The sequence below is a fragment of the Rhizobium sp. CCGE531 genome (genome assembly GCF_003627795.1).
GTDB lineage: Bacteria > Pseudomonadota > Alphaproteobacteria > Rhizobiales > Rhizobiaceae > Rhizobium.
The window spans coordinates 392,534-417,428 of the sequence record NZ_CP032686.1 but is presented as its reverse complement, the minus strand read 5'-3'; the positions used below and the strand labels follow the sequence as shown (position 1 = coordinate 417,428).

Sequence of the window (24,895 nt, the reverse complement as noted above, 5' to 3'; positions counted from 1 at the left end):
GGTTTTCTCGTGAGAGGAAGCCGCGCTTTCATATTTGCAGGATCTTTCAAAATCGGTTTAGATCAAAAAACATCAGATTTATGATTGACATTGATCTTATTGGATGGAAGTCTGAGCGAAATAGAATTGATTATGGAAGAGGGACCTTCGTTGAGCCAAGCCGGAGGAGTGAAAGTCGATCGTCTCGACGCCATTCGCAGCCATTTGTATGCGAACGGATTTTCGACGATTCAGGCGCTTGCCGATGCCATCGGCGCCTCGCTGGCAACGGTACGCAGAGACCTGCAGGTTCTCGAAAGAGAAGGCGCCATCGACCGCGTACACGGCGGCGCGCGCATCGCTGAAGGTTCTTCGGTTGAACTTGCCTTTCAGGAGCGGGCCAAGAGGCACCTGTCCGCCAAGCGCGCGATTGCGACTGCCGCCTACAATCTGCTGACGCCACGCACGGCCATCTTTCTCGATGCGGGCACCACGGTTCTGCAGCTTGCGCGTCTTATCCGTCTCAACCCGATGCCGCTTCGCATCTTCACCAACGGCCTGACGGTTGCGCAGGAATTCCTCAACATTCCCAATCTGGACGTCGTATTGCTCGGCGGACAGCTGCGCAGCGAAAACGCCTCGCTTGTCGGGCCGCAGGCCGAAGCGATGCTGGAATCCATCTGGTTCGATCAGCTTTTCCTCGGCGCAAGCGCCATCAGCCCCGACGGCGCGATCTACAGCGTCGACAGTGCCGAGGCGAGCCTTAACAAATGCATGCTCAGCCGCTCGGCCCACCGCTTCGTGCTCGCCGATTCCTCAAAATTCGGCACGATGACGACCTATAAGGTCGCCCCGTTGAGCGCTGCGAGGGTGATTACCGATGCGGGTCTTTCCACGCATTGGCGCGGTGAACTTGCCAATCTCGGCGTCGAGACGACGATCGCGGATCTTGGAGCGCAGGAATGAGCGGAGACCTGATCCTCGGCATCGATGGCGGCGGCAGCAAGGTGCTGGTCGCGCTTGCGGACAGGACCGGCAACGTGCTGCGGATGTCGCGCAGCGGCGGCGTCAATCCGATGGACAATCCGAACTGGCGGCACGAACTGGCTCTCTCTCTGCGTCCCTTCCTGGAACAGCAGCAACCTGCCGCCGTCGCCGCCGCCTTGCCAGCCTATGGCGAAGTGGCCCGGCTATCGGAACAGCAGCGCGAGGCGATCGAAAGCAGCTTTCCCGAAGCGCAGCGCCATATTCTCAACGATGTCGATGCAGCTCATCTCGGCGCCTTTGCCGCCCGACCCGGCATTCTCGTTCTTTCCGGCACCGGCTCCATGGCCTGGGCGCGCAACAGCGCCGGCGTATCGGCGCGCGTCGGCGGCTGGGGTGATGTCATTGGCGACGAGGGCAGCAGCTATTGGATCGGACGGGCAGCGCTTAGCCTCGTCAGTCAGAGTCTCGACGGGCGCGCGGCCCCGACCGCGCTGGCAAAAGCCATGTTCGAATTCTTAGCTCTCGACAGCTTCGACCCGGTCAACGCGCTGGGGGGATGGGTGAGCGAACTCGAAAACCCTCGCGCCGATATCGCCGCCCTTTCGGTTCTCGTCGATCGCGTCGCGCGCACCGGCGATAGCGCGGCAAAGCAGCTGATCGAGCAAGCCGCATCCGAGCTCGCAAAGCACGTCGAAGCCATAGCGCCGCATTGCGATCCGGCTGCTGACTGGACCTATGCGGGCGGAACATTTGCAAGCCGCGCTTTGCTTGCCGCACTCGAACGGCGCATTGGCCGACCGGCAGCAATACCGATGCTTCCTCCCATCGGCGGCGCTCTTCTGGCTGCCGCGCGGCTCCTCGACTGGCCGGTAGATGACGGCTGGATCACGCAAATCGCCGCCACGGCAAAGACCGCGATGGCGCATTCAGGTGAATGCAGACCTCAATAACCTCGATAACAAGGAAAAAGGGAACATGCGTAAATATACTCTGCCATTCGTCGCTTTGGCGGCGCTCGTTGCCGCCGTTCCGGCTCTCGCTCAGAATGCGAAACCGCTGGCCGGCCAATCGATCACGGTATTGATGCCCTCGCCTCAAGCACCAAATATCCCGGGCGATTTCGAGGCCGAGACCGGCATCCATGTCAATATGCAGACCCTATCCTGGGACGATATCCGCCCTAAACTCGTCACTTCGCTGATTGCCGGCACCGCGCCGGCTGATGTCACCGAATTCGACTGGTCGTGGACCGGCCAGTTCAGTGCCGCCGATTGGTATCTGCCGCTCAACGACGTCATCGATGCGGATGCGGTCAAGGATATCGGTGTTTCCAAGATCTTCACGGTCAACGGCAATCTGCTCGGCGTGCCCTACACGAATGATTTCCGCGTCATGCTGGTCAACAAGAAGCACTTTGCTGACGCCGGCCTTACCAAGATGCCGACGACGCTTGACGAGCTTGTTGCGGCGGCCAAGCAGATCAAGGAGAAGAAGATCGCGACCTATCCGATCGGCCTGCCGCTTTCGGCGACCGAAGGTGCGTCGACCAGCTGGTATCTGCTGACGAAAGCCTTCGGCGGCGAGCTGTTCGACAGGGATTTCAAACCGCTATTCGTTTCGAAGGATTCCGCCGGCTACAAGGCTCTAGCCTTCGAATTGATGCTGCTGAAGGAGGGGCTGGTCGACCCCGCCTCCACCGGCCTCAAGGACAGCCAGATCAATGAAAGCATGTTCGCCCAGGGCGTCACCAGTATCATGATTTCGGGCGAGCCGGGCAGGATCGGTCAAATGAACGATCCCAAGCAGTCGAAAGTGGCCGGTCAGGTCGAGGCAATCCTGGTGCCGACGGCAAGCGGCGAAACCCGCAGTTTCGGCCTCCCGGAAGCGCTCGCCATCCCCCGCGTTTCGCAGAATAGGGAAGCCGCCATCGCCTTTGTCAAATGGTTCACCGGCAAAGAGTTCCAGAAGAAGAACGCGGCCAATGGCGCATTGCCGACCCGCACTTCGGCGCTGTCCGAGCTCAATGCCGCCGGCCAGCTGCAGAGCGGCGATGCGCTGGTGGCGCAGTCGAAGACCGTCGAACCGCTGTTCCAGCAGGGGACACCCCCGTGGTATCCGGAGTTTTCGAGCGCGGTGAATACGGCGATCAGTAGCGCCGCGAAGGGCCAGGTCACCGTCGATCTGGCCATGCAGAACATTGCGGAAGCGGCAAAGCAGGCATCGGCGCAATGACAATCGCGATCTCTGCCGGTGGCAGGAGCAAGCGTAGTGCCGGCGCCAACGCCGACACTACGCTCGGGATCCTGCTTGTTTCACCGATCCTGATCACGATGGCGGCCCTGGTCTTCTTCCCGATCGGAAGAACCGTCTGGGACAGCCTGCACAGGATCAATCCAATGCAGGCCGGGACACCCTTCGTCGGCCTCGAGAACTATACCCGCATGTTCTCCGACGCGCAGTTGGGCACGACCTGGGTCAACACGCTTCTCTACGTTGTGCTCGCGGTTGTGGCCGAAACGGTCTTCGGCGTGCTTGCAGCCGCCCTCATCAATCAGGTCAAGGTCGGCCGGCAATGGCTGCTTGCCGCCGTCGTCCTGCCCTGGGCGCTGCCAGGCGTCGTCAATGCGGTGATATGGCTCTGGATCTATCAGCCCGGTGCCGGGTTGTTGAATGGCATTCTATCAGCCATGGGCCTGCCCTTTGAAAATCACGTCTGGTTCAACGATCGCACCAGCGCGATCATCGCGGTGACCGTGGTTCACGTCTGGCGCATGATGCCTTTGACGGTCGTCATCGTTCTGGCTGCCATGCAAAGCATTCCGGCGCATCTTTACGAGGCGGCGCGCATCGACGGTGCCACGCGCACGCAGATGTTCGCCCTGGTCACGCTGCCGCTGGTGCGCAGCGCCATTGCCGTTGCCATGACCAATGCGACCGTCAATGCGTTCAACCTCTTCGACGAGGCCTGGGTCTTGGCGGGCTCCAGCCTCGAGACCAGACCCGTTCTCGTCCAGATCTATCTCGAGACGTTCCAGAACCTGCGTTTTTCCTACGGCATGGCGCTATCGCTCGTGATCACGCTGGTCTCGCTGCTGGTTTCGCTCGTCTATGTCCTGCGCGTCTATCGCAACACCCGGTTTGACTGATGAAACAGAGCCTCTCATATCGTTTGCTGATCTGGGCCGGCGTCGCGGTCCTGCTGATCTGGTCGCTCGGACCGATTTATTGGACGCTCGCAAGCTCGGTCACACCGACCGAGGATTTCTCGGCACGCCCGATCCATTTCTTCCCGCAGCACTTTACGCTGGATCATTTCTCGCGCCTGTTCGGCATCGATATCGCGAGAATTGGCGGAGTGCAGGTCTGGTCGCAGTTCCGTGCCGCGCTGATCAACAGCATCGTGACTTCGGTGGCTGCAACGCTTCTTTGCGTTGCGATCTCCGCGCTCGGGGCCTACGCCTTCACGCGCATCCGGTTTCCTGGGCGGGGCTTTCTGTTTGCAGCTGTTGTCGCAACGCTTGCAATTCCGGGTTATGCGGTGCTGATCCCGCTTTACCGGATCATGATCAGCCTGCATCTGGTCGACACCTATGTCGGCGTTGCGCTGATCTACGTGTCGGCCTACCTGCCTCTCTCCCTGTGGCTGTTGCGGAGCGTCTTCGAGGCCCTGCCGATCGCACTTGAAGAGGCGGCACAGCTCGACGGAGCAGGCAGGCTCTACATCTTCTTCAACATCGTCTTGCCGCTCGCCGGCCCGGGCCTGACGGCAGCGGCAATTCTGACCTTTCTTGGCGCATGGGGGCAGTATCTCGTCCCGCTCATCTTCTCGCCGCAGGCGACGAAGCCTTTGACGGTGCTGATCCCCGAATTCGTCACCAAGAACTTCATCGACTACGGGCTGATCACGGCAAGCGGATCGATTGCCATCATCATCCCCGCCCTGGTCGTCATCTTTCTCAATCGATACCTCGTCAGCGGTCTGCTGGCCGGATCGGTCAAGTAAATCGGAGCTAGCATGAATACGACGGAAAAGGTGATTTTCGAGCAATTCTCCTATTGGGAGAAGGCGATCGGCCTGGTCTCCGCCCCGCATGATGCCGAACTGACGGTTTTTCTCGGCTGTGGCACATCCTTCAATCTTGCCTTGTCGCTTGCGGCACATGCCAATCTCGCCGGCTATCCGGCGATTGCGGTGCCAGGTGCGGAATGGCTGAACCGGCCGGCCATCTTCTGGCCGCGCTGGCAGAAGGTCCATCTGGTTGCCCTTTCCCGCAGCGGCGAAACGACGGAAACCGTTGCCGCCGCCAGGACAAGCCGCAAAGCCGGCGTTTTCGTCACCGCCATCACGGTCGAGCCCGAAAGCTCGCTTGCCAAAAACTGCGACCGGCTGATCGAAGCTCAGACCCATGGCGATGAGGGCATCGTCATGACGGTTTCGGCGAGCCTGATGCTGCTTCTGGGCATGCAGATGGTCGGAATGCAGATCCCGCCGTCGATCGTCCAGTCTGCGCGTAGCCTGGCCGATCAGCTCGATAAAGCCCTCCCCGGCATCATCGAAGGTCGCTCGCATTTCGTTTTCCTCGGCAGCGGGTCGCTCTACGGCATCGCTCTGGAAGGCGCGCTGAAGCTGATGGAAATGAGCCAGATCGTCACGCAGGGCTTTCATCCGCTGGAATACCGCCATGGACCGATCAGCCTCGTCGATGAAAAGACAGCGATCGTCATGCTCTACAGTGCCGACCAGAAGGCGGCGGAAGCGCTTCTGGTCGAGGAGCTGAGGGAAAAAGGGGCGACCATTATTGGCTTTGGCGGCCCAGGCGATCTGGAACTGACTGTCGATTGCGATCCGGTACTCGCAGGCCTCTGCGTGCTGCCGGCTCTGCAGGTCCTCGGCGAACGGGCAGCGCAGTCGAAGGGTGTCGATACGGTATCGCCCCGTCATCTGACCAAGGTCGTGATGCTCGGATGACCGCGTCCATCGAACACAATCGCCATACTGCGCTAAAGCAGCTCCTTGGCGATCGCGCCAAGACATTACCGCGCGGGATCACCTCGGTCTGCTCCGCGCATCCGCTTGTTATCGAGGCGGCGTTCAGGCGCGCTGCCTCCGACGAGGCGGTCGCGCTTATCGAGGCGACCTGCAACCAGGTCAATCAGGACGGCGGCTACACCGGGATGACGCCAGGGGATTTTCGCCGTTTCGTCGAAGACATAGCCGCAGCGGTCGGCTTTCCCATCGATCGCCTCATCCTCGGAGGCGATCATCTCGGGCCGAACCCGTGGAGGAAGCTGCCCGCAGAGGAAGCAATGGCGAAGGCCGAGGCGATGATAACAGCCTATATCGAGGCGGGTTTCGAAAAGATCCATCTCGATACATCGATGGGCTGCGCCGGCGAGCCCGTCGCCTTGGCGGACGAGCTGACGGCGGAGCGCGCAGCAAGGCTGGCTCGGGTGGCGGAAGAGACCGCTCTTCGCTCCAGCCGCCGACCGCCCGTCTACATCATTGGCACCGAAGTACCGCCGCCAGGCGGCGCCACGCATGCCCTTGACCGGCTTGAGATCACGCGACCAGATGCGGCGAGGAACACGCTAGCTGTGCATCGCGCAGCCTTCGCCAAGGCCGGTATCGAGGCGGCTCTGGATCAAGTGATCGCAATCGTCGTGCAGCCCGGTGTCGAGTTCGGCAATGCCAACGTCGCCATCTACAAACCTGATCGGGCGTCCTCTCTGATCGGCGCGCTGGAGCAAATGCCCGGCCTGCTTTTCGAGGCTCACTCCACGGATTATCAGCCTGCGGAGGCGCTTGCCGCCCTCGTGGATGGTGGATTCGCAATCCTCAAGGTCGGCCCGGGTCTGACCTTCGCCTTGCGAGAAGCGCTCTATGGCCTCGACGCCATTGCGTCGGTTCTCGCCGGAGGGATTTTGCCTGATACGATCTATGCGACCATGGAAGCCGTCATGCTCGAAAATCCGGCTCACTGGAATTCGCATTATGGCGGCTCAATCGAAGAACAGCGCTTGCAGCGCCACTTCAGCTATAGCGACCGCATTCGTTACTATTGGCCGGACGAGCGGGCGGCGGCAGCTGTCGAGACCCTGCTTGCGCACTTCGAGGGCGATATTCCGGAAACGCTCATCAGCCAGTATCTCGGCCGGGTCTATCCGGCAGTGGTCGCCAAGAAGGTTCCGCCTCGTGCGCGCGACCTCTGCATTGCGGCGATCGATGCGGCCCTGGCACCCTACTCCGCCGCAACGACCGCGTAGGCCAGCAGGGTCGCGGGCGACCAAACAACACGCACTTCTAATTGGAGATCATTATGGCATCGGTCAGCGTGACGAACGTCCGCAAGAGCTACGGTCACTTCGAAGTTCTGCATGGGGTGGATATCGATATAGAGGACGGCGAATTCGTCATTCTCGTCGGCCCTTCGGGCTGCGGAAAATCGACCCTTCTTCGCATGATCGCCGGGCTTGAGGAGATCAGCGGCGGCGATGTTGCCATCGGCGGCAAGGTGGTCAACGATGTCGAGCCCAAAAGCCGCGACATCGCCATGGTGTTTCAATCCTACGCCCTCTATCCGCATATGACCGTCGAGGCGAATATGGGCTTTTCGCTCCGGCTGGCGAAGGCGCCGAAGGAGGAGACCCAGCGGCGTGTGCGCGACGCGGCGCAGATTCTAGGGCTCGAAAACCTGCTCGACCGCTATCCACGCAACCTGTCCGGCGGCCAGCGCCAGCGTGTTGCCATGGGGCGCGCGATCGTGCGTCAGCCGCAAGTGTTTCTCTTCGACGAGCCGCTATCCAACCTCGATGCCAAGCTGCGCGTGCAGATGCGCTCCGAAATCAAGCAGTTGCACCAGCGCCTGCGCACGACGACCATCTACGTCACCCACGACCAGATCGAGGCCATGACGATGGCGGACCGGATCGTGGTCATGCGCGACGGTTACGTCGAGCAGATCGGCTCGCCTCTCGAGCTTTACGACCGGCCGGCCAACCTCTTCGTCGCAGGCTTTATCGGCTCTCCGGGCATGAATCTCATCCGCGGCAAGGTCAGCACCGACGGACCATTGGAGTTCATCGCAGACGGCGGCGAACGCCTGCCGTTGCCGCCAAAGCTCGATCTCACGCGAGGGGCCGAGGTCGTCTATGGCATTCGGCCGGAGAACATCTCGATCGGCGAAGGCGGTATCGATGCCGAAGTCGTGGTCATCGAGCCCACCGGTGCCGAAACGCTCATCGTCTCCAACATCGGAGCGGACAATCTGGTAATAGCCTTGCGCGAGCGTATTGGATCGCGCGCCGGCGACGTCATTTCCGTGAAGCCCGATCTCGGCAAGCTTCACCTTTTCGACGGCGCGACAGGTCGGCGGATCGGGTACGACGGAGATTGAGCGTCTCATTCATCTGAGCGGCTCATCGGAAATCGGGTGGCCGCCGTTCCGGTTTGGAAGTTAGGATTCGAGCTCTTGCGGCGCCGGGGGCATCGGAGCTCCCAAAGCCGCCCAGACCGAGGACCTGACATGAACACATCGACATCCATTTTTGCACCGGCCTCCATGGAAAACCCGGTCGAGGCGCGGGTCGACGCCTATGATTGGAAGTCGCTTACGGGAGAGCTCGACGGCTTCGGCTGCGCCGTCCTCCCACAGCTGCTTGCGCCCGAGGAATGCACCGCGATCTCCAGGCTTTACTCGCAGGAACGTCACTTCCGCAGCCATGTCATCATGGCGCGTCACGGCTTCGGGAAAGGCGAATACCGTTACTTCAACTATCCGTTGCCCGGACTTCTCAGCGGATTGCGCACCGCGCTTTATCCCCATCTGGCCGGGATCGCGAACGGATGGAACGGGCGCATGGGCATCGATGAACGCTATCCGGATGAACATGCGTCCTTCCTGAAACAATGCCATGAGGCTGGTCAGACACGCCCGACGCCGCTATTGCTGCAATATGTGCCCGGAGACTTTAATTGTCTGCACCAGGATCTCTACGGCGAGCTTGCCTTTCCGATCCAGGTCGCAATCCTGCTTTCCGAGCCGGGCCGAGACTTTACCGGAGGCGAGTTCGTTTTGACCGAGCAGCGGCCGCGCATGCAAAGCCGTGTGGAGGTCGTCCCGCTTCGCCAAGGCGATGCCGTCGCCTTCGCGGTTCATAATCGTCCCGTGCAGGGAACCAAGGGGAACTACCGCGTCAATCTGCGCCACGGCGTCAGCCGGGTTCGCTCAGGCATGCGTCACACCGTCGGCATCATCTTTCACGATGCCCGATGACGGCTATACCGGCAGCAGCTCTCAACCCACGAATCCGGCGTAGCTCTCGCCGGTAATTCTGCGCATTACAGCGGAATAGGCCTCGTGATTTTGATCCCCCGCCGAAACGCGCCCCAAGGATGGTTGTGCGAAGGCGGCGATCGGCAGCAGGGCGAGCGGTGTCGAGACGGGCGTCAGATGCGAGCCCTGACCGGCGCGCAAGGTCGTCAGCAGGCCAAACATCTCGCCGGTAATGCTGGGTCTCGACAGTATCGCCATGCGGTATTGCCCGGACGAATTCGTCACGAGGTAGATATGCCCTGACAGATGCGGAACGGAGACCGAGCCCTGCTGCGAAAACGAGGCGTCGCTGCGCTCGCGCTCCCTGAAGCTCAGGCAGGTGCGCTCACCGTCCCAGGCGATCTCGGTGCAATAGGCGAAAATCGCGTTCGGATCGCCAAAGGACGGACGCAGCGTCAGGTAGATGCCCTCGAGCCACGAAACCGAAGCACGGGAATAGGCGCCGAGCTCCTCGGGAGCATGACCGGGTTTGTCGTTGATAACAGTTGACTGCGCTCCGCCCCCATCGCGCAGGACGACACCCATCGCCTGTTCCAGGCGGATAAGTGTCGCAAGCGTGAAGGGCCGATGTCCGGAAAGAGCCTTTTCCAGTGTCGAAAGACTGATGCGCGCATCATTGGCAAGTCGCTGCCGGGAAATGCGACGCCGGGCAATTTCCTCCCTCACCCGCTCCGCCACTGCACTGTTCTGATGATCGGATAGATACGGGTCGCCCTGGACCATTCACTCGTTTCCTGATTGCGTAATTTTCTTCACAATTCCACACATGGCCGCCACCGGCAAGACCGTTTGCGGCAAGATGCGGACGAAACAGGGCAAAGCTTACGCTGGCGAGAAAATAGCCTTTGTTCACAATGGCTTCAGTCATTCCACAGCGAACAAGGAGCCTGTCATGTCAGCCTCGCCAAGCCTTTCACACAGCCGAAATCGGCACGCCGTCCTTACAAGGGTCGGCCTGTTGCTATGGTTCAGCAATGCCATCCTGCTGCCGGTGCTCGCCGTCATCTTTGCACTGCTGCATCCCCTGGAGTCGCACGCGCAACCCGCAGCCTTCGTCACGCCGAACGAAATGGGCGCGGGCAGCCTTCTCCTCCAGACCATGCAAGACGGGAAATATATCGAAGCGCCTCGCCTTGCGACCGATGTCGACCTCGACGTCAACGGTCCGACCGCACGTGCGGTGCTGACCCAGGCCTTCGAAAATTCGACCGATAAATGGGTCGAGGCCCTCTACGTATTCCCTCTTCCGGAGGATAGCGCCGTCTATTCGCTGAAAATGATCGTCGGCAACCGTGTTGTGGTCGCCGACGTCAAAGAAAAGCAGGCTGCCCGTGCGATCTACGAAAAGGCGCGTAGAGAGGGAAAGAAGGCGACCCTGGTCGAGCAGCAGCGGCCGAATGTCTTCACCAATGCCGTCGCGAATATAGGCCCGCATGAAAAGATCGTCGTCCAGATCGAATATCAGCAGGCTGTACACCTGGCCGACGGCCGCTTCTCCTTGCGAGTTCCCCTGGTCGTCGCTCCCCGCTACACGCCGCAGGATGCAACGGCCATCACGCAACAGGCCGACCTGAAAGCCGGCTGGGGGCAAACCAAGCAAAACCCATCGCGCAAGACCGGCGACAAGCCCGTCTCCGCGCCCCTGTTGGCACCCGACAGCAACCGCACCAATGCCGTGACGCTGAATGTCAATCTCAATGCCGGCTTCCCGCTCGACGATGTCAAAAGCCTCTATCATACGGTCAAGATCGACTGGCTGAACGATAGCGCGCGGCAGATCGTACTGGACGGCGATGCGACCGCCGACCGCGACTTCGTGCTCGAATGGAGCGCGGTCGCAAGCAATATGCCGAGCGTCGGCCTCTTCCGCGAGCATGTCGGCAAGGATGACTACGTGCTTGCCTATGTAACGCCGCCGGCTGTGACGACACCGCAAAAGGCCGGCCGCGAGGTGGTCTTCGTTATCGACAATTCCGGCTCCATGGGCGGCACGTCGATTGAGCAGGCAAGGGCAAGCCTCGACTATGCCCTGTCCCGGCTCGAGCCGAACGACCGCTTCAACGTCATTCGCTTCGACAACACGATGACCAAGTTCTTCCCGGATTCGGTCATGGCAACGGCCGATAACATTGCCTCAGCCCGGCGTTTCGTCAGCGGCCTGGACGCTGCCGGAGGCACCGAAATGCTGCCGCCGCTCCATGCAGCGCTCGATGACAGCCATCAGGCCAACGGGTTGCGTCAGGTCGTCTTCCTCACCGACGGCGAAGTCAACAATGAGCAGCAGCTTCTCGATGCGATCGCAAAGTCGCGTGGACGCTCGCGCATCTTCATGGTCGGCATCGGGTCTGCGCCGAACACCTACTTGATGAGCCGTGCCGCCGAACTCGGTCGCGGCAGCTTCACCCATATCGGGTCGGTTGCGGAGGTGAACGAACGCATGCGCGCCCTCTTCGACAAGCTGGAGAACCCTGCCGTCACCGACGTCGCGGCGGTCTTTTCGGAAAAGAACGTCAACATCTCGCCCAACCTCCTGCCCGATATCTATCATGGCGAACCGCTGGTCCTGGCCGCGCGCACGGCGAAAGCTGCCGGTACCCTAACCGTCAGCGGCATGGTCGGCGACCGCCCGTGGACGATCTCCTTGCCGCTCGATCAGGCAAGCGACGCCAAGGGCATCTCCAAGATCTGGGCACGCCGCCAGATCGACGATGCCGAGGTCAATCTCACGCTTGGCAAGATCACGCAGCCGGAAGCGGACAAACGCATCCTGCAACTGGCGCTGGAGCATCATCTGGTCACGCGCCTGACCAGCCTTGTCGCGGTCGATACCAAGCGACTGCGCCCGGCAAACACGCCGCTGACCGAAGCTGACATTCCGCTCCAGCTGCCGGCCGGCTGGGATTACGACAAGCTCCTCGGCATCGATACGACGCGGGAAGCGAAGGCAGACACTGGGCATCACCAGGCGAGCAACAAGTCGCAAGGCGTCGAAACTGCCGCAGATGTTCAGGAGATCTCGGCACCGCCTTCCGCAAGCCCGCCCCTGCCGCAGACGGCAACGCCCGCAATGCTTCTCATCCTTCAGGGGTTGCTTGCCCTGTTGTTTGGAACGTCGCTGCTGGTCTTCGTATCGAGAAGGAGCAAGGCATGATCGCCACCGCTCGGATCCAATCAATCGGGAGCGCGCCCGCGCGCTCCCTTCTCTTCCTGGCCGCCGGCATTTTGATAGCCACAGGCCTCTTCCTCACCGCTCAGGGGGGATGGATCTACGCGAAAGCAGCCCTGGCGCAGGTTCTGCTGGAGCGCGCCTTTGCCGAGAGCGTGACATCCGGCTTGCCGGTCAAACCCTGGAGCTGGGCCGACACCTGGCCGGTGGCGCGCATAGAGGTTCCACGTCTCGGCGTTTCCGCCATCGCCCTCAATGGCGCAAGCGGCCAAGCACTGGCCTTCGGTCCCGGACACCTCGACAACACGCCGGAGGCGGGCGAAGAGGGTACGGCGGTTTACGCCGCACATCGGGATACGCACTTCACTTTCCTACGAAATATCAAGGAGAACGACCAAATCAGGATCACGCGCCGCGATGGCCGGATTTTCACCTTCCGCGTGACGCATATGGCCGTCGCCCGCTGGGATGAGGCCGAGATCGACCCCGATGCGCGCGGTGTCCACCTTGTCCTGGCGACATGCTTTCCCTTCGACGCGGTGACATCCGGTCCGCTTCGCTACCTGGTCTATGCCGACCTTGAAGAGAGTGCCGCGCCATTTCAGAACAGAACCACTAACGCCGAACGCCGCCGATTTCCTGCTAGGAGCGGCAACGAGCGTGCGTAGCAGTTCCGATTTCGATCCAATGATGCGAACTTCGTCGTCAGCGACCTCAACGCGCTACGCCAGGGGGTGAAGGTGATCCTGCTGATAGCCGCTCGCGCTTGCAAGCTGCTAGAGATCTCTTCAACAAGGAATGGGCGTCATCCCGGCCGAGATAGGGATGACGGTCCTGTTTATCTTCGAGGGCGGTATCACCTTTTAGAATCACGCTCTCCCCGCGCTTCGGACCGGTCGCCATTCTCATTCGATAGACCGATGTCGAAGGCGTCACGAACCACCGCTTCCACTGACTTTATCTCCTCGTCGGTCATCTTTTCGAACTCACGGCCGCGCCGCTTCTTGGAAAGCGTACCATCGTTCTGACGGATGAAGTTAACGAGGCTGGAGGTCATCGCGTCCGGCATCTCAAGGAAATCCTGAATGCGTCCCTTCGCCTTGTCGAAGCGCGCGAGGTGGTCGATCTCATTTGGCAGGTCGTGCCTGATTGTCTGTACGACGCAAGCATAGAGAAATTCCGTCAACTCCGTGTAGTCTCCGAACCTGTAGAGATCGGCGGTTTCGTTGACTACACGCACGTTTTTCTCCGCTGTCGGCACCCATTCGATAAAGGGTAGTAACGGTCCAGTATAGCCGCGCAGGCGCGCGCCATACTCCTCCTGGCGTTCAAGAAGTACGGAAGAAATAGGAAAGATCATGCCGGCAGGTGTATATCCGCGCTCGGACAGAACATGGTGTATGAGGTATCTGTGCAGGCGACCGTTTCCGTCTTCGAGGGGATGGACGAACACGAAGGCGAAGGCCATGACTGAGGCTTGAAGTACGGCATCGACCCCACTCTCCGCCATCCTGCTTCCTCCGGCTATGATCCCTCCGAGAAGATCGTCAATGTCTTCGTGCCGGGCTGAAACGAATTCTGGGAGAGGATCGTCGTTCCAGTCGCGATCGCCAATAAAGCCGCCGGCGTCTCGCAGCCCGCGCTTGATGAAGCGGTTCTCCTCGATGACGAGGTGCTGGAGGCGCACGAGTTCGTCCACGGTGATCGGCCGCTTTCCAGCCTGGGCAACGGCCCTCATCCAACGCTCGAGGCGGCTTCGCGGCGGGCGCTCGCCTTCGATCTGATAGGATGCCTGGCTGTCCGACAGAAGGAGGAAGCTTGCCGCACGGGCGACGATCCCTTTTCCGATCTTTCCGATGAGCTCTTTGGCTTCGGCGTCCCAGCGATGGGTGACGGTTTCGACGAGGTATTCGGTGCGCCTTAAAACGGGGCAGAATGTGGGTGTGCCGAGAAGATTGTCTCGCACACGGTGACGGGGCGAATTCACAGGGGTCGATGTAAAGTAGCTCGCGGCGTCAAGCGCTTCAACATAGTTCCCCCGATCAGCGTCTGGAACGTCTAGGCGTATACCGGTCAGCCATTCATAGAAGAACCAGATCCGGCGCGTCGCGCCGCTCGTCGGCTCGGCTTCGATCAGCGCTGCGATCTCACTTGCCGGGACGATGTGAAACAGCTTTTTCAGGACCAACAGGTCGATCGTCTCGTGCCTGAGTGCGAAAGACAGATGTCCAAGCAGACCGTCCTCTGGAGCGAAGCGCTTATCGAAGATCGTCCAATCCTCATGTGCTCTCCGCGAGCCATAGACGAAGCCCTTCGCGACGCACGAGGGGAGACGAACAGGGACTGCGATCCCGTATTTCTGGACGAGTGCGGCAAATCCAACGGGAACCGTATCCGTTGGCACGATACGCTCCTGGAAGACCGCTGGATTTGCAGGATTGGCAGTCATTCGACTTCCTTTCTCATCGAGAAACAAGGCGTATCATCGAAGAGCGATTATTTTCGACCCATAATATCGAAAATTGCTTACATCGGAAATCAATTATCTTTATCGAAAAGCGCTTAGATGAGATCGATCATATCGAAAATCGATTAACGGCGGCTCATAGCCTCATCGAAAACGCGAGTTTTGCATCGAAAATCGGTTACCAATCAAGTTAGATATAGAAATCCAATTAAAATCCATCAGCGACTGGCGAAATGGGCTTTTCGCCCAACCACGCGCTAAAAGCGTCATTGCCAGGTTGATGATGCTGCGACGCCACCTTCGCTCTCCTCGCAAAGGCAAAAAGTGTAACCCATGTCGCCGGTATGAACTATCACCCCTCTCTCGGGGAGGACATGTGCGTGAAGTGGCTCGGCCTTATCCGAAGAGCGTGCCGCGGCGGCACCTCGGAAAAAACAAGGGCGAAAGCAGGGAAATCGGCCTTCGCCTCATTGAATACTGTTCGAACTCTTAAGTCCTGGATCGTTCAAAACGAACCGTTCAGCCAAAGCATTGCCGGCGCGCCCAGGATTACCGCGCCAATTGCCACCGAAACCGCCATCTTGATCGCCTTGATGCGCCGTGTCCTGACGCCGCTCCAGTCATAACTCACAATCACTAACCCTCGCAAATCATTAGAGATTCGAAAATCTAGAGCCGATCGGCCCTTCGACAAGGGAAGCATGTGATTCGTCCACAGGGGATATTTTTGAAGACTCTGCTCGTCATCATGGACGGCATCAGCCGCATGCTAAGGCGCCAGTTCGGAAGCGACGGCCGCCTGCATCCCATCCGTCATCATCTTGCCAAGCCGAGACGACACGGCGTCCAGCCATTTGGGGTCGGAGCGAAGGCGGTCGGGAAATAGCCCCGGAAGTGCATGCAATGCCCTGGCTAGATCCGACGGCGAGCGGACGCCGGAGATGGCCGTGGCAATATCGGTTTCGCGCGGGTCGTTGAGGCGATATTCCGTGCCGTCATCCAGGCGTCCGAGACAATAGCGCATCCAGGCCGCAACGGCGAAGGCAAAGGGGTTGATATCCGCGCCTTCGGCCAAGAGTTCGACGGCCGGTGCCAGCAGGCGCTGCGGCAACTTCTCGGTACCATCCATCGCAATCTGGCGGGTCTCGTGGGCGATGGCGGGATTGGCGAAGCGGGCAAGAATATCCGCCGCATAGGCATCGAGTTCTATGCCGGGCAACGGCCGAAGCGTGGAGGCTGCAGCGTTCAGATGCCGCATGATCAATGGGCGGAAACCCGCCGGGCCGACCGTATCGCGGACATAACGCCGGCCGGTCAGGAAACCCGCATAGGCCAGCATCGAATGCGATCCGTTGAGCATGCGCAGTTTCATCGTCTCGTAGGGGCGCACGTCATCGACGAACAATGCGCCGCCCGTTTCCCAGGCTGGGCGTCCGCCTGGAAAGCGGTCCTCGATCACCCATTGCCGAAAAGGCTCGGTTTCGATCGCAGCCTGGTCCAGGCAACCTGTCATTTGCTGGGCATCGTCGAGCGTCCGCTGGGTTGCCGCAGGCGTGATGCGATCGACCATGCTCGACGGAAAGGCGACATCGGTTGCAATCCAGTCGGCAAGCCCCGGGTCGGATCTGCGAGCAAAGTCGATAACCCCTGCCCGGACGAACGCTCCATTGTCAGGCAGATTGTCGCAGCACAGCACGGTGAAAGGCGCATTGCCCGACACACGCCGACGCTTCAGCGCCTCCGTCAAAATACCGAGCACGCCGGTCGGTTGCGAAGGCTTTGCCAGGTCCGCCGCAACGGCGGAATGGTTGAGATCGGCCGTCATCCTGGTGCGATCGATGCCGTAGGCCTTCTCCGTCACGGTCATCGACACGATGCGCGTCGCCGGATCCACAAGCGCCTGCATCAGCACGGCTGGTTCACGGCTGACGGCGATGACGCGCTCGATACTGCCGATGACCCTTGCGCGCGCGCCTGTAGCATCGCGTTCGATCAGCGTGTAAAGGCCGTTCTGCGGATTAAGGGCGTCGGCAACGTCATGGCCGCGAAGGCTCACGCCGACGATACGCCAATCACCGCCTTGAGCGGCAAGGGCCGCGTCCGTATAATCAGCCTGATGAGCACGATGGAACGCGCCCACGCCCAAATGCACGATGCCGGAGCCATGACGGCCGGGCTCATAGTCGGGCCTTGATGCGGAGCCAGCTATATTGGCAAGCGAAGATAGGCGCTTCCGATCGGTCATGCCCGCAGCCCTGCCGAGGGATGGGACAATGCCGTCTCGATGCCGCGCAGTTCGGCAAGGCCCTTGAGGCGCCCGATGGCGGGATAGCCGGGCTGACCTTCGCGCTTGAGGTCATCGAGAATATCCTGCCCGTGATCCGGCCGCATCGGGATTTGCCAGTCGGCGCGTCCGCTGGCCGCGCGGCGACGCTCCTCGCGCAGGATGGCGGCAATCATCGCCACCATGTCGGTGCCTCCGCCCAGGTGCTCGGCTTCGTAGAAGGAGCCGTAGACATCGCTGGATTCGCGCTTGACGTTGCGCAGGTGCAGGAAATGTACGCGATCGCCGAGCCGTTCCATCATGCCGGGCAGGTCATTGTCCGGCCGGGCGCCCAATGATCCCGTACACAGCGTGATGCCGTTTGCCGGGCTGTCGACGGCTTTCATCAGCGCCGCATAGTCCGCCTCCGTCGACATGATGCGTGGCAGGCCGAGAAGCGCGAACGGCGGATCATCCGGATGGCAGCATAGCCGCATGCCAAGCTCTTCCGCCACGGGAACGACTTCGGAAAGAAAATCTATCTGATGAGCCCGCAGCCGATCCGCCGAAACATCGTTATAATCCTCCAGATGGGCGCGCACATCCGTCAGCGTGAAGTTTTCGGCAGCACCAGGCAGACCGCAGACGATATTGTTTGCCAGCCCCTGCCGTTCCTCCTGGCTCATACCCGCATGCCTCGCGCGCGCCTGCTCCACGAGCCAGTCGGGCAATTCCTCTGCGGCAGCGGCCCGGGCGAGGATAAACAGATCGAAGGCGGCAAAATCGACCAGATCGAACCGCATGCAGGTCGCGCCGTTGGGCAGGCGCCATCGCAGATGGGTTCTCGTCCAATCCAGCACCGGCATGAAATTGTAGCAGATCGTTTCGATGCCGGCATCGCACAGATTACCAAGGCTGAGCTTGTAGTTTGCGATGTGCTCGCGCCATTCGCCCTTCTGCTTCTTGATATCCTCCGAAACAGGCAGGCTTTCGACCACGTCCCAGGCGAGACCCGAGGGGCTGCCATCGACCATCCGGCCTATTTCGGCCTTGCGCTTTGCAATCTCGGCTGCGGACCATACGGCTCCGGTCGGGACATGATGCAGCGCGCTGACAACCCCCTGCACGCCAGCCTGCAGCATATCGTCGATCGAAACCTGATCCCGCGGCCCGAACCATCGCCAAGTCTGCTTCACGATATTACTCCCTTCCGAGACGGCATGATCTGCATGTGTGACTGCATTAGCATGCAGGATTGTGATTGACTAGTATGGTAGTCCACTATAAATGATCGGGTTATGGCGACGATGGAACCCCCAATCCGAACAGCGGCGCAACGCACGGACGACATCCAACCGACCGCATGGTCGCTGGAAGCGACAGCCCCTGTGGGACCGCAAATATATAAAGCGCTCCGCCGGCTGATCGTCCGCGGCGAATTCAGTCCAGGCACCGCGATGTCGGAAGTGGACATTGCAGGTCGATTTGCAACGAGCCGCCAGCCGGTGCGCGAGGCCTTCATCAAGCTTGCCGAGGACGGTCTGCTCGAAGTCAGGCCGCAGCGCGGTACCTTCGTTCGAAAGATCAGCATCGCTCAGGTCGTCGACGCGCGTTTCGTGCGCGAGGCGATCGAAACCCATATCGTACGCGAGCTTGCGGCCAAGAGCGATGCTCGCCTGATCAGACATCTTCGCCTGCAGCTGGAAGAACAGGCGGCAATCCCGATCGACAGGCCGGACGATTTCATGAAATTGGACGAGCAGTTTCATTGGACCTTGGCCGACGCGGCGGGCCGGTCCTATGGTTGGAAGGTCATCGAGGACGTGAAGCTGCAGATGGACCGCGTGCGTCACCTCACATTGAGAAGCTTTCCGCAGCAAAAGCTCGTGCGACAGCATACCGCCATCGTCGACAGCATCGAACGCTCCGCCCCGGACGAGGCCGAGCGCGAGATGAGACAGCACCTGCAGCTCATCCTGGAGGACCTGCCGTCGGTCGAGGCGCAATATCCCGATTTTTTCACGCCATCGACTTAGCCGTTTGCCAATCGGCCCAGCAAAGGCTGTGGCGGCAGGTGGCTGCTCCGTCCTGTCTGACCGGAGATAGCATCCTAGAAACACAGGAGAAAGCTCATGAAGACGAGAGCTTGCGTGCTTCACGCTCAAGGCGACATACGCATCGAGGAGCGCGAGATCGGCACGATCGGCGACAGACAAGTCCTGGTGCGCGTCGGAGCCGGAGGGATCTGCGGGTCGGATATCCATTATTTCTGGGATGGCGGGATCGGCACGATCCGCGTCACCGAACCGATCATCCTCGGTCACGAGGTCGCCGGCACCGTTGAGGCCGTCGGCGCAAGCGTTGGAAATGTGAAGCCAGGGGATCGGGTGGCGCTTTGCCCGAGCCGGCCCTGCGGCCACTGCCGCTTCTGCCAGGTCGGACAACAGCAGCATTGCCTGGACATGCAGTTCTTCGGAAGCGCAATGCGCAAGCCGCACTGCGATGGCGGCTTTCGCGATCTTATCGTCGTCGAGAATTTCCAATGTGAACCCGTCGGCGAGGCAGGCCTGGACGAGGCCGCCTGCGCTGAACCGCTCGCGGTCGGTCTTCATGCCATCAACAATGCCGGCAGCCTGCTTGGCAAGAGCGTGGTGGTCATGGGAGCAGGCCCGATCGGCGCCCTCCTGATCGGTGCTGCACGCATGGCAGGCGCCCGCGAAGTCGTTGCCGTGGACCTCGCGGAAGCGCCGTTGAAGGCGGCGGAGAAAATGGGAGCCGCCCTGACCATCAATGGCGACGATGTCGACCGCCTCGCCAGCTATTCCGAAGACAAGGGATACTTCGATGTCGGTTTCGAATGTACCGGATCCGGCATCGCGCTGGGCAATCTGTTTCCCATCTTGAAGCCACGCGGCACCATCGTTGCGGTCGGCGTCAGCAACGGCTCGCATATCCCGTTCAATGCCCTGGTCGGAAAGGAGATCCGGCTGGTCGGCACGCATCGCTTCCATAGCGAATATGGCCTGGCCGCCCGGATGATAGCGGAACGACGCATCGATGTGCGCCCGATCATCACCGCGACGGTGCCGATGGAACACATCCGCGAGGCGTTCGACATCGTCCGCGACCGAACAACTCAAATGAAAGTGCAGCTCAGCTTCGCGACATAAGCAATCAAGGCGCAATGATCGACAATGTGGAGGAGGAGTGAATGGCAGTAATTGATACTCATGATCCGGCAACCATACGGAAATTGTCGGACGAAGCGACGAGAGTCCTGTTAAACAAGCCCAATACGACATCCAGCACGCGAGGCGGCTGGATGATGATCGCAACCATCCTCATCGAGGCCTGGGATCTCTACGCCATCGCGTTCGTGCTGATCTTCATCAAGACGGATTTCAATCCGACGGCGGCGCAGCTCGGTCTTGCCACCGCCGCCGTCCAGGGCGGCGCCTTGATCGGTGCGCTGCTCGGGGGGATCTTTGCCGACTATTTCGGACGAAAGAAGGTCTTCATCGGCACGATGATCCTGTTCATCGTCCTGGCGATCGCGCAGGCCTTCGTGCGCGACATATGGGAGCTGATCCTCATACGCTTCCTGATCGGCATTCCGCTCGGCAGCGACATCTCCAATGGCTATGCCTACATCATGGAATCGATGTCCAAGGGCAAGCGCGAACAAATGGGCAGCCGCTGGCAGTTCATGTTCGGCCTGGGCGAAGTATTCGCCATCATCATCATCACGGTGATGTATATCTTCGGCATGGATCATTCATTGTTGTGGCGCGTCGCGCTGGCACTCGGCGCCGTTCCGGCGGCGATCCTGCTGTTCTGGCGCCTTGATCTGCCGGAGACGCCACTTTCCCTGTTGCAGCGCGGCCATTTCAGAAAAGCCAAGGAGGTTTCCAAGCGACTGTTCGACGATCCGCTCGACATGCTTCCGAACGAGGATGTGCAGCTCGCCAAGCCCAAGCTCAGCGATTTCCTCAAGGTTATCTGGGCGGATCCGATCAAGAAACGGGCGACGATCTTCTCGTGGATTTCCAATGCATGCCAAGGCGCGGAATTTACCGCCTGGGGCTTCTACCTGCCGGTCATCCTGGTGCTGAGCGGTGTCGGCGTATCGAGCGACGGCAACATTACCGGCACGAACATGGTGACCGCGCTGATCTTCTGCCTTGCGACGGTTTCCGGTTATGTGGCGCCCCTCATGCTTCCCAGAATAGGCCATCGCGGCGTTGCCATGTGGGGTTTCGGCCTGGCTTTCTTCGGCCTCATTCTGGGCGGCTTCGCCATACAGTACGACTGGAAGATCATCATCGTCGTCGGCGCCTGCATTCTCATGTGGGGCCATTATTGGGATGCGTCCAACGGCATGACGATATCGTCCATGGTCGCCCCAAGCCGCTTCAAGGCAACGGCTTCGGGATTTGGCTACGTCTTCGTCAAGGGAGCATCGTTCTTCGGTGCGTTCGTGTTTCCCATCCTCAGCGAGCAGTTTGGCAAGGCTGGCGCGACCTTCTCGGTGGCGATCCTATCGCTGATCGGGTTTCTCGCGGCCAAGTTCATCCTGCCTGAAGTCTATGGCTACATCGAAACCGAAGAAACGTCCGATCCACAATAAAGGCTTGTGACGACGGATGCCACCGGACCTGAACATCCGGTGGCATCTGGCACAGGTACAGTGTCCGTTCTCGCCAATACGGCTCCGAAACCTGCCGAGCCACAGCGGCTCCCTGCCCATCGGTAAGGTGTTTCGACCATCATACATCCCGACAGCGCGCATGAGCAAGGTGGATCAGCCCTAGCCGGCCATCGGACCAAACCCTTTGAAAGCCCGGTCTCGGGATTGACGGAGCGACGAAAATCACGACAGAGTGCGCCCGCATAGCCCTCTCCGTCGCATTGCCCTGGCGTTGGGAGGGCCTCGACAGGACCTCGTAGCAAGCAGGAACGATAGAAATGCCCAAGCTTTCCGATATGACGAAGCACCGCGGCTTTCCGTCCGGCATGCCGGGAACAGGCGTTCAATTTACCATTCGCCGCGCGAACCCCAGGGGCGTGACGCCGATCAAGCAGCTCCCCCGCCGCGCGCGACCGGGAACGCAGGAACACCGTGTCGATGCGGCCTTCCTGCACGCGCTCTGGCACCAATTCGGAGCCGAACCTTTCGAGCGCGGCAACCTCGACGCTGCCCGCTTGAACCTTCTCTTTGGACGTGAGGTCGTGGCGGCGGACAAGGATTTCGATCCGATGTCCTATGAGGCAATGCTTGTTATCAGCGAGAAACTGGCACGTGAAAATTTTCCGGAGGCCTTCGAAGACGTCATGGAGGTCTGACGAGGTTCCCGGCGATTTGTTAGAGGTTACGCACCGTGCGGGTTCGTTCAGTGCCCGCTCCGCGGAGCCTGGCGCAGGCGCCGTTCGGAACCTCCCTTGAACGGCTTTACGACGATGTCATCGGTTGGCTCTCCTGGCAGCTTTTAGAAAATCTTTCCTCAAGGAGAGCATCGTCTGGTTGCCAAAAAACCATAATTGTTCCACCTAGATCATATATCGAACACTCAACGATCCAGAATCGGGCCAAGATTTGATGCGTATGAAATATGGTTTACTCTGCCTTTTCCTGGCAATTGCTCCGTCGGCATATGCTCTGGAAGCAGGTTCGCCGCCAATTTTGACGCCGCTGCCGCAACAGGCGCAGGCCGCTCATTTGAGCGCGCAATTTCTCACCCGTTTCCATTATAGGCCGGTTCCCCTGGATGATGCTCTGTCAGCCAAGGTCATGAATCGGTTCATCAAATCCCTGGACCCGGACCGGATCATCTTCTCGCAAGCCGATATCGACAAGTTCATGGCCGGCAGCACCAAGATCGACGACGCCATCAACCAGGAAGACCTGAATATTCCGTTTTCCATTTTCAACATGTACGAACAGCGGGTGGTCGATCGCATGAGCTATGCGCGCGGCCTGCTCAAGCAGAAGCTTGATTTCAGCGTGCAGGAAGACTACCCGCTGGTGCGCGACAAGCAGCCTTGGCCGCAATCCGAAGCGGAAAGCAATGATCTGTGGCGCAAACGCGTCAAGAACGACTGGCTGCGCCTGAAATTGGCCGGCAAGGATGATGCCGCCATTCGCGATACGCTCGACAAACGCTATCAGAATTCGCTCGAGCGTGCCTACAAGTACAAGAGCGACGACGTGTTCCAGTCGTTCATGGATGCCTATACGACATCGGTCGACCCGCATACCGACTATTTCGGGGCGACCGCTTCGGCCGAATTCGATATTTCCATGAAGCTCTCGCTGGTCGGGATAGGCGCGGTGCTGCAGGAAAGAGATGACTACACGACGATCCGCGAACTCGTGGCTGGCGGCCCGGCGCAATTGTCCGGCAAGCTTGCCGTCGGCGACCGCATTATCGGTGTCGGCCAAGGCGAGAACGCTCCGATCAAGGAAGTCGTGGGCACACGCCTCGATGAAATCGTGCAGATGATCCGCGGCGCGAAGGGTTCCGTCGTGCGCCTGGATATCCTGCCGGCTGATGCCGGCCCCGATGGCAAACATCATCTCATCAGCCTGGTGCGCGATAAGATCAGCCTTGATAAGCAGGCTGCCAAGAAGACCATCCTGTCAGTCAAGGATGGCGATGCCACCCGCAAGATCGGCGTCATCACCCTGCCGGCGTTCTATGAAGACTTCGAAGCGCGGCGAAAGGGCGACAAGGATTACCGAAGCGCGAGCCGTGATGTCGCCAAGCTTCTCGATGAGCTCAAGCAGGACAAGGTCGAAGGCGTTCTGATCGACCTGCGAAACAATGGCGGCGGCTCGCTCACCGAAGCGATCGATCTGACGGGTCTGTTTGTCGGCAAAGGTCCGGTGGTTCAGCAACGCGATGCAGAGGGCCAGGTGGAAGTCGAAAACGACGATCTTTCCACCCCCGCCTGGACCGGCCCCGTCGGTGTGCTGATCAATCGCGGCTCGGCGTCGGCTTCCGAGATTTTCGCCGCGGCGATACAGGATTATGGCCGGGGTGTGATTGTCGGCGAACCCAGCTTTGGCAAGGGCACGGTGCAAACCGTAGTCAATCTCGACCAGGTAGCCCATAACGCCAAGCCGAAATTCGGCGAACTGAAATTGACCGTGGCCCAGTTTTTCCGTGTCGATGGCGGGACGACGCAGTTGCGCGGCGTGACGCCTGACATCAGCCTGCCGGGTTTTTCGGACCTCAAGAGCTTTGGTGAATCGAGCTATGACAATGCCCTGCCGTGGACGCAGGTCAAGCCGGCAAAATACGCGCCCGCCGGCAACGTAAAGGCATTGCTGCCGCAGCTGCAAAGCCGCCATGACGCGCGCGTGCAGAGCGATAAGGATTTCCAGCGCTTTGTCGAAGACATTGCCGTGCTGAAAGCCCAGCGCGACAAACAGGTCATTTCTCTCAACGAAACCGAACGTCGCAACGAAATGGCCGCTCAGGCAAATCGCCTCAAGTCGCGTGACCAGATCAATGATGGGGTCGACACCGGCGAGGACGATGGCCTGCAGGCCAACGAGCGCAGCCTGAGTGCCGATATCGCCATCGAGAAAGCCCGCAAGAATGCAAAGGACGTGCTGCTGAACGAGGCTGCCGCGATCCTCGCCGATGAGGGAGTCCTGCAGGCGGGGGCGCCGAGGACGGCGGCTCAGTAGTGTGGAA

General features: G+C 60.1%; 21 protein-coding genes. 17 read left to right on the top strand and 4 right to left on the bottom strand.

What is annotated here, in order from left to right:
- Window positions 1-150: 150 nt before the first annotated feature.
- The 9 genes from CCGE531_RS28220 to CCGE531_RS28180 all read left to right on the top strand — a co-directional run bounded on the left by CCGE531_RS28220 (window position 151) and on the right by CCGE531_RS28180 (window position 9,239).
- Entirely contained in the window at window positions 151-945 is a 795-nt protein-coding gene (locus CCGE531_RS28220) for a DeoR/GlpR family DNA-binding transcription regulator (protein ID WP_120670024.1), read from the top strand.
- Window positions 942-1,916, top strand: coding sequence for a BadF/BadG/BcrA/BcrD ATPase family protein (locus CCGE531_RS28215; RefSeq protein ID WP_120670022.1), 975 nt, complete (start codon window positions 942-944; stop codon window positions 1,914-1,916). Before CCGE531_RS28220 ends, CCGE531_RS28215 begins: the two co-directional genes overlap by 4 nt.
- 25 nt (window positions 1,917-1,941) lie before the next feature.
- The gene (locus CCGE531_RS28210; RefSeq protein ID WP_120670020.1) at window positions 1,942-3,198 is read left to right on the top strand and encodes a sugar ABC transporter substrate-binding protein; all 1,257 of its coding nucleotides are present in this window, start codon (window positions 1,942-1,944) and stop codon (window positions 3,196-3,198) included.
- Complete coding sequence (locus CCGE531_RS28205) at window positions 3,195-4,112, top strand: sugar ABC transporter permease (protein WP_120670018.1); 918 nt, start codon at window positions 3,195-3,197, stop codon at window positions 4,110-4,112. Before CCGE531_RS28210 ends, CCGE531_RS28205 begins: the two co-directional genes overlap by 4 nt.
- The gene (locus tag CCGE531_RS28200; protein WP_120670016.1) at window positions 4,112-4,969 is read left to right on the top strand and encodes a carbohydrate ABC transporter permease; all 858 of its coding nucleotides are present in this window, start codon (window positions 4,112-4,114) and stop codon (window positions 4,967-4,969) included. The genes CCGE531_RS28205 and CCGE531_RS28200 overlap by 1 nt, the downstream gene beginning before the upstream one ends.
- 12 nt (window positions 4,970-4,981) lie before the next feature.
- The gene (locus tag CCGE531_RS28195) at window positions 4,982-5,935 is read left to right on the top strand and encodes an SIS domain-containing protein (protein WP_120670014.1); all 954 of its coding nucleotides are present in this window, start codon (window positions 4,982-4,984) and stop codon (window positions 5,933-5,935) included.
- A complete protein-coding gene (locus CCGE531_RS28190) occupies window positions 5,932-7,230 on the top strand; it encodes a D-tagatose-bisphosphate aldolase, class II, non-catalytic subunit (RefSeq protein ID WP_120670012.1) in 1,299 nt (432 codons plus the stop codon). Before CCGE531_RS28195 ends, CCGE531_RS28190 begins: the two co-directional genes overlap by 4 nt.
- 53 nt (window positions 7,231-7,283) lie before the next feature.
- Window positions 7,284-8,360, top strand: a complete 1,077-nt coding sequence (gene ugpC, locus CCGE531_RS28185; RefSeq protein WP_120670010.1) for a sn-glycerol-3-phosphate ABC transporter ATP-binding protein UgpC — start codon at window positions 7,284-7,286, stop codon at window positions 8,358-8,360.
- Between the two features lie 129 nt (window positions 8,361-8,489).
- Complete coding sequence (locus tag CCGE531_RS28180) at window positions 8,490-9,239, top strand: 2OG-Fe(II) oxygenase (RefSeq protein ID WP_120670009.1); 750 nt, start codon at window positions 8,490-8,492, stop codon at window positions 9,237-9,239.
- A 21-nt stretch (window positions 9,240-9,260) separates the two neighbouring features.
- Here CCGE531_RS28180 and CCGE531_RS28175 read toward each other — a convergent pair whose 3' ends face one another.
- Window positions 9,261-10,022, bottom strand: a complete 762-nt coding sequence (locus tag CCGE531_RS28175) for a helix-turn-helix transcriptional regulator (protein ID WP_120670007.1) — start codon at window positions 10,020-10,022, stop codon at window positions 9,261-9,263.
- A gap of 169 nt (window positions 10,023-10,191) precedes the next feature.
- Here CCGE531_RS28175 and CCGE531_RS28170 point away from each other — a divergent pair, with 169 nt between their 5' ends.
- Both CCGE531_RS28170 and CCGE531_RS28165 read left to right on the top strand, forming a co-directional pair.
- Window positions 10,192-12,450 carry a marine proteobacterial sortase target protein gene (locus CCGE531_RS28170; RefSeq protein ID WP_120670600.1) on the top strand — a complete coding sequence of 753 codons (2,259 nt, stop codon included), beginning with the start codon at window positions 10,192-10,194 and terminating at the stop codon, window positions 12,448-12,450.
- Complete coding sequence (locus tag CCGE531_RS28165; RefSeq protein ID WP_120670005.1) at window positions 12,447-13,133, top strand: class GN sortase; 687 nt, start codon at window positions 12,447-12,449, stop codon at window positions 13,131-13,133. Before CCGE531_RS28170 ends, CCGE531_RS28165 begins: the two co-directional genes overlap by 4 nt.
- 188 nt (window positions 13,134-13,321) lie before the next feature.
- Here the strand turns inward: CCGE531_RS28165 and CCGE531_RS28160 are convergent, their stop codons facing one another.
- Window positions 13,322-14,914, bottom strand: a complete 1,593-nt coding sequence (locus CCGE531_RS28160) for a Fic family protein (RefSeq protein WP_120670003.1) — start codon at window positions 14,912-14,914, stop codon at window positions 13,322-13,324.
- 398 nt (window positions 14,915-15,312) lie between these two features.
- On the opposite strand from CCGE531_RS28160, the gene CCGE531_RS28155 reads away from it, so the two are divergent.
- On the top strand, window positions 15,313-15,558 hold the full coding sequence (locus CCGE531_RS28155; protein ID WP_162944056.1) for a hypothetical protein: 246 nt from the start codon (window positions 15,313-15,315) through the stop codon (window positions 15,556-15,558).
- Window positions 15,559-15,701: 143 nt separating this feature from the next.
- Here the strand turns inward: CCGE531_RS28155 and CCGE531_RS28150 are convergent, their stop codons facing one another.
- Together CCGE531_RS28150 and uxuA are read right to left on the bottom strand one after the other, a co-directional pair.
- The gene (locus tag CCGE531_RS28150; RefSeq protein WP_120669999.1) at window positions 15,702-17,177 is read right to left on the bottom strand and encodes a mannitol dehydrogenase family protein; all 1,476 of its coding nucleotides are present in this window, start codon (window positions 17,175-17,177) and stop codon (window positions 15,702-15,704) included.
- Window positions 17,174-18,391 carry a mannonate dehydratase gene (gene uxuA / locus CCGE531_RS28145; protein ID WP_120669997.1) on the bottom strand — a complete coding sequence of 406 codons (1,218 nt, stop codon included), beginning with the start codon at window positions 18,389-18,391 and terminating at the stop codon, window positions 17,174-17,176. The genes CCGE531_RS28150 and uxuA overlap by 4 nt, the downstream gene beginning before the upstream one ends.
- 111 nt (window positions 18,392-18,502) lie before the next feature.
- On the opposite strand from uxuA, the gene CCGE531_RS28140 reads away from it, so the two are divergent.
- The 5 genes from CCGE531_RS28140 (at window position 18,503) to CCGE531_RS28120 (ending at window position 24,888) form a co-directional block, all read left to right on the top strand.
- On the top strand, window positions 18,503-19,231 hold the full coding sequence (locus CCGE531_RS28140; protein ID WP_120670598.1) for a GntR family transcriptional regulator: 729 nt from the start codon (window positions 18,503-18,505) through the stop codon (window positions 19,229-19,231).
- A gap of 96 nt (window positions 19,232-19,327) precedes the next feature.
- Window positions 19,328-20,365, top strand: a complete 1,038-nt coding sequence (locus CCGE531_RS28135; protein WP_120669995.1) for an L-idonate 5-dehydrogenase — start codon at window positions 19,328-19,330, stop codon at window positions 20,363-20,365.
- Window positions 20,366-20,406: 41 nt separating this feature from the next.
- Window positions 20,407-21,822 carry an MFS transporter gene (locus CCGE531_RS28130; RefSeq protein ID WP_120669993.1) on the top strand — a complete coding sequence of 472 codons (1,416 nt, stop codon included), beginning with the start codon at window positions 20,407-20,409 and terminating at the stop codon, window positions 21,820-21,822.
- A 338-nt stretch (window positions 21,823-22,160) separates the two neighbouring features.
- Complete coding sequence (locus CCGE531_RS28125; protein WP_120669991.1) at window positions 22,161-22,538, top strand: hypothetical protein; 378 nt, start codon at window positions 22,161-22,163, stop codon at window positions 22,536-22,538.
- A 253-nt stretch (window positions 22,539-22,791) separates the two neighbouring features.
- Complete coding sequence (locus CCGE531_RS28120) at window positions 22,792-24,888, top strand: carboxy terminal-processing peptidase (RefSeq protein WP_120669989.1); 2,097 nt, start codon at window positions 22,792-22,794, stop codon at window positions 24,886-24,888.
- Window positions 24,889-24,895 lie beyond the last annotated feature (7 nt).

Bases quoted from the DNA above. Each gene is read 5' to 3' on its own strand.
- CCGE531_RS28135 (WP_120669995.1), top strand. From the start codon at position 19,328: ATGAAGACGAGAGCTTGCGTGCTTCACGCTCAAGGCGACATACGCATC.
- CCGE531_RS28195 (WP_120670014.1), top strand. From the start codon at position 4,982: ATGAATACGACGGAAAAGGTGATTTTCGAGCAATTCTCCTATTGGGAG.
- CCGE531_RS28160 (WP_120670003.1), bottom strand. From the start codon at position 14,914: ATGACTGCCAATCCTGCAAATCCAGCGGTCTTCCAGGAGCGTATCGTG.
- CCGE531_RS28130 (WP_120669993.1), top strand. From the start codon at position 20,407: ATGGCAGTAATTGATACTCATGATCCGGCAACCATACGGAAATTGTCG.
- CCGE531_RS28165 (WP_120670005.1), top strand. From the start codon at position 12,447: ATGATCGCCACCGCTCGGATCCAATCAATCGGGAGCGCGCCCGCGCGC.
- CCGE531_RS28200 (WP_120670016.1), top strand. From the start codon at position 4,112: ATGAAACAGAGCCTCTCATATCGTTTGCTGATCTGGGCCGGCGTCGCG.
- CCGE531_RS28140 (WP_120670598.1), top strand. From the start codon at position 18,503: ATGGAACCCCCAATCCGAACAGCGGCGCAACGCACGGACGACATCCAA.
- CCGE531_RS28120 (WP_120669989.1), top strand. From the start codon at position 22,792: ATGCGTATGAAATATGGTTTACTCTGCCTTTTCCTGGCAATTGCTCCG.
- CCGE531_RS28215 (WP_120670022.1), top strand. From the start codon at position 942: ATGAGCGGAGACCTGATCCTCGGCATCGATGGCGGCGGCAGCAAGGTG.
- ugpC (WP_120670010.1), top strand. From the start codon at position 7,284: ATGGCATCGGTCAGCGTGACGAACGTCCGCAAGAGCTACGGTCACTTC.
- CCGE531_RS28175 (WP_120670007.1), bottom strand. From the start codon at position 10,022: ATGGTCCAGGGCGACCCGTATCTATCCGATCATCAGAACAGTGCAGTG.
- CCGE531_RS28190 (WP_120670012.1), top strand. From the start codon at position 5,932: ATGACCGCGTCCATCGAACACAATCGCCATACTGCGCTAAAGCAGCTC.
- CCGE531_RS28150 (WP_120669999.1), bottom strand. From the start codon at position 17,177: ATGACCGATCGGAAGCGCCTATCTTCGCTTGCCAATATAGCTGGCTCC.
- CCGE531_RS28180 (WP_120670009.1), top strand. From the start codon at position 8,490: ATGAACACATCGACATCCATTTTTGCACCGGCCTCCATGGAAAACCCG.
- CCGE531_RS28205 (WP_120670018.1), top strand. From the start codon at position 3,195: ATGACAATCGCGATCTCTGCCGGTGGCAGGAGCAAGCGTAGTGCCGGC.
- CCGE531_RS28210 (WP_120670020.1), top strand. From the start codon at position 1,942: ATGCGTAAATATACTCTGCCATTCGTCGCTTTGGCGGCGCTCGTTGCC.
- CCGE531_RS28125 (WP_120669991.1), top strand. From the start codon at position 22,161: ATGCCCAAGCTTTCCGATATGACGAAGCACCGCGGCTTTCCGTCCGGC.
- CCGE531_RS28170 (WP_120670600.1), top strand. From the start codon at position 10,192: ATGTCAGCCTCGCCAAGCCTTTCACACAGCCGAAATCGGCACGCCGTC.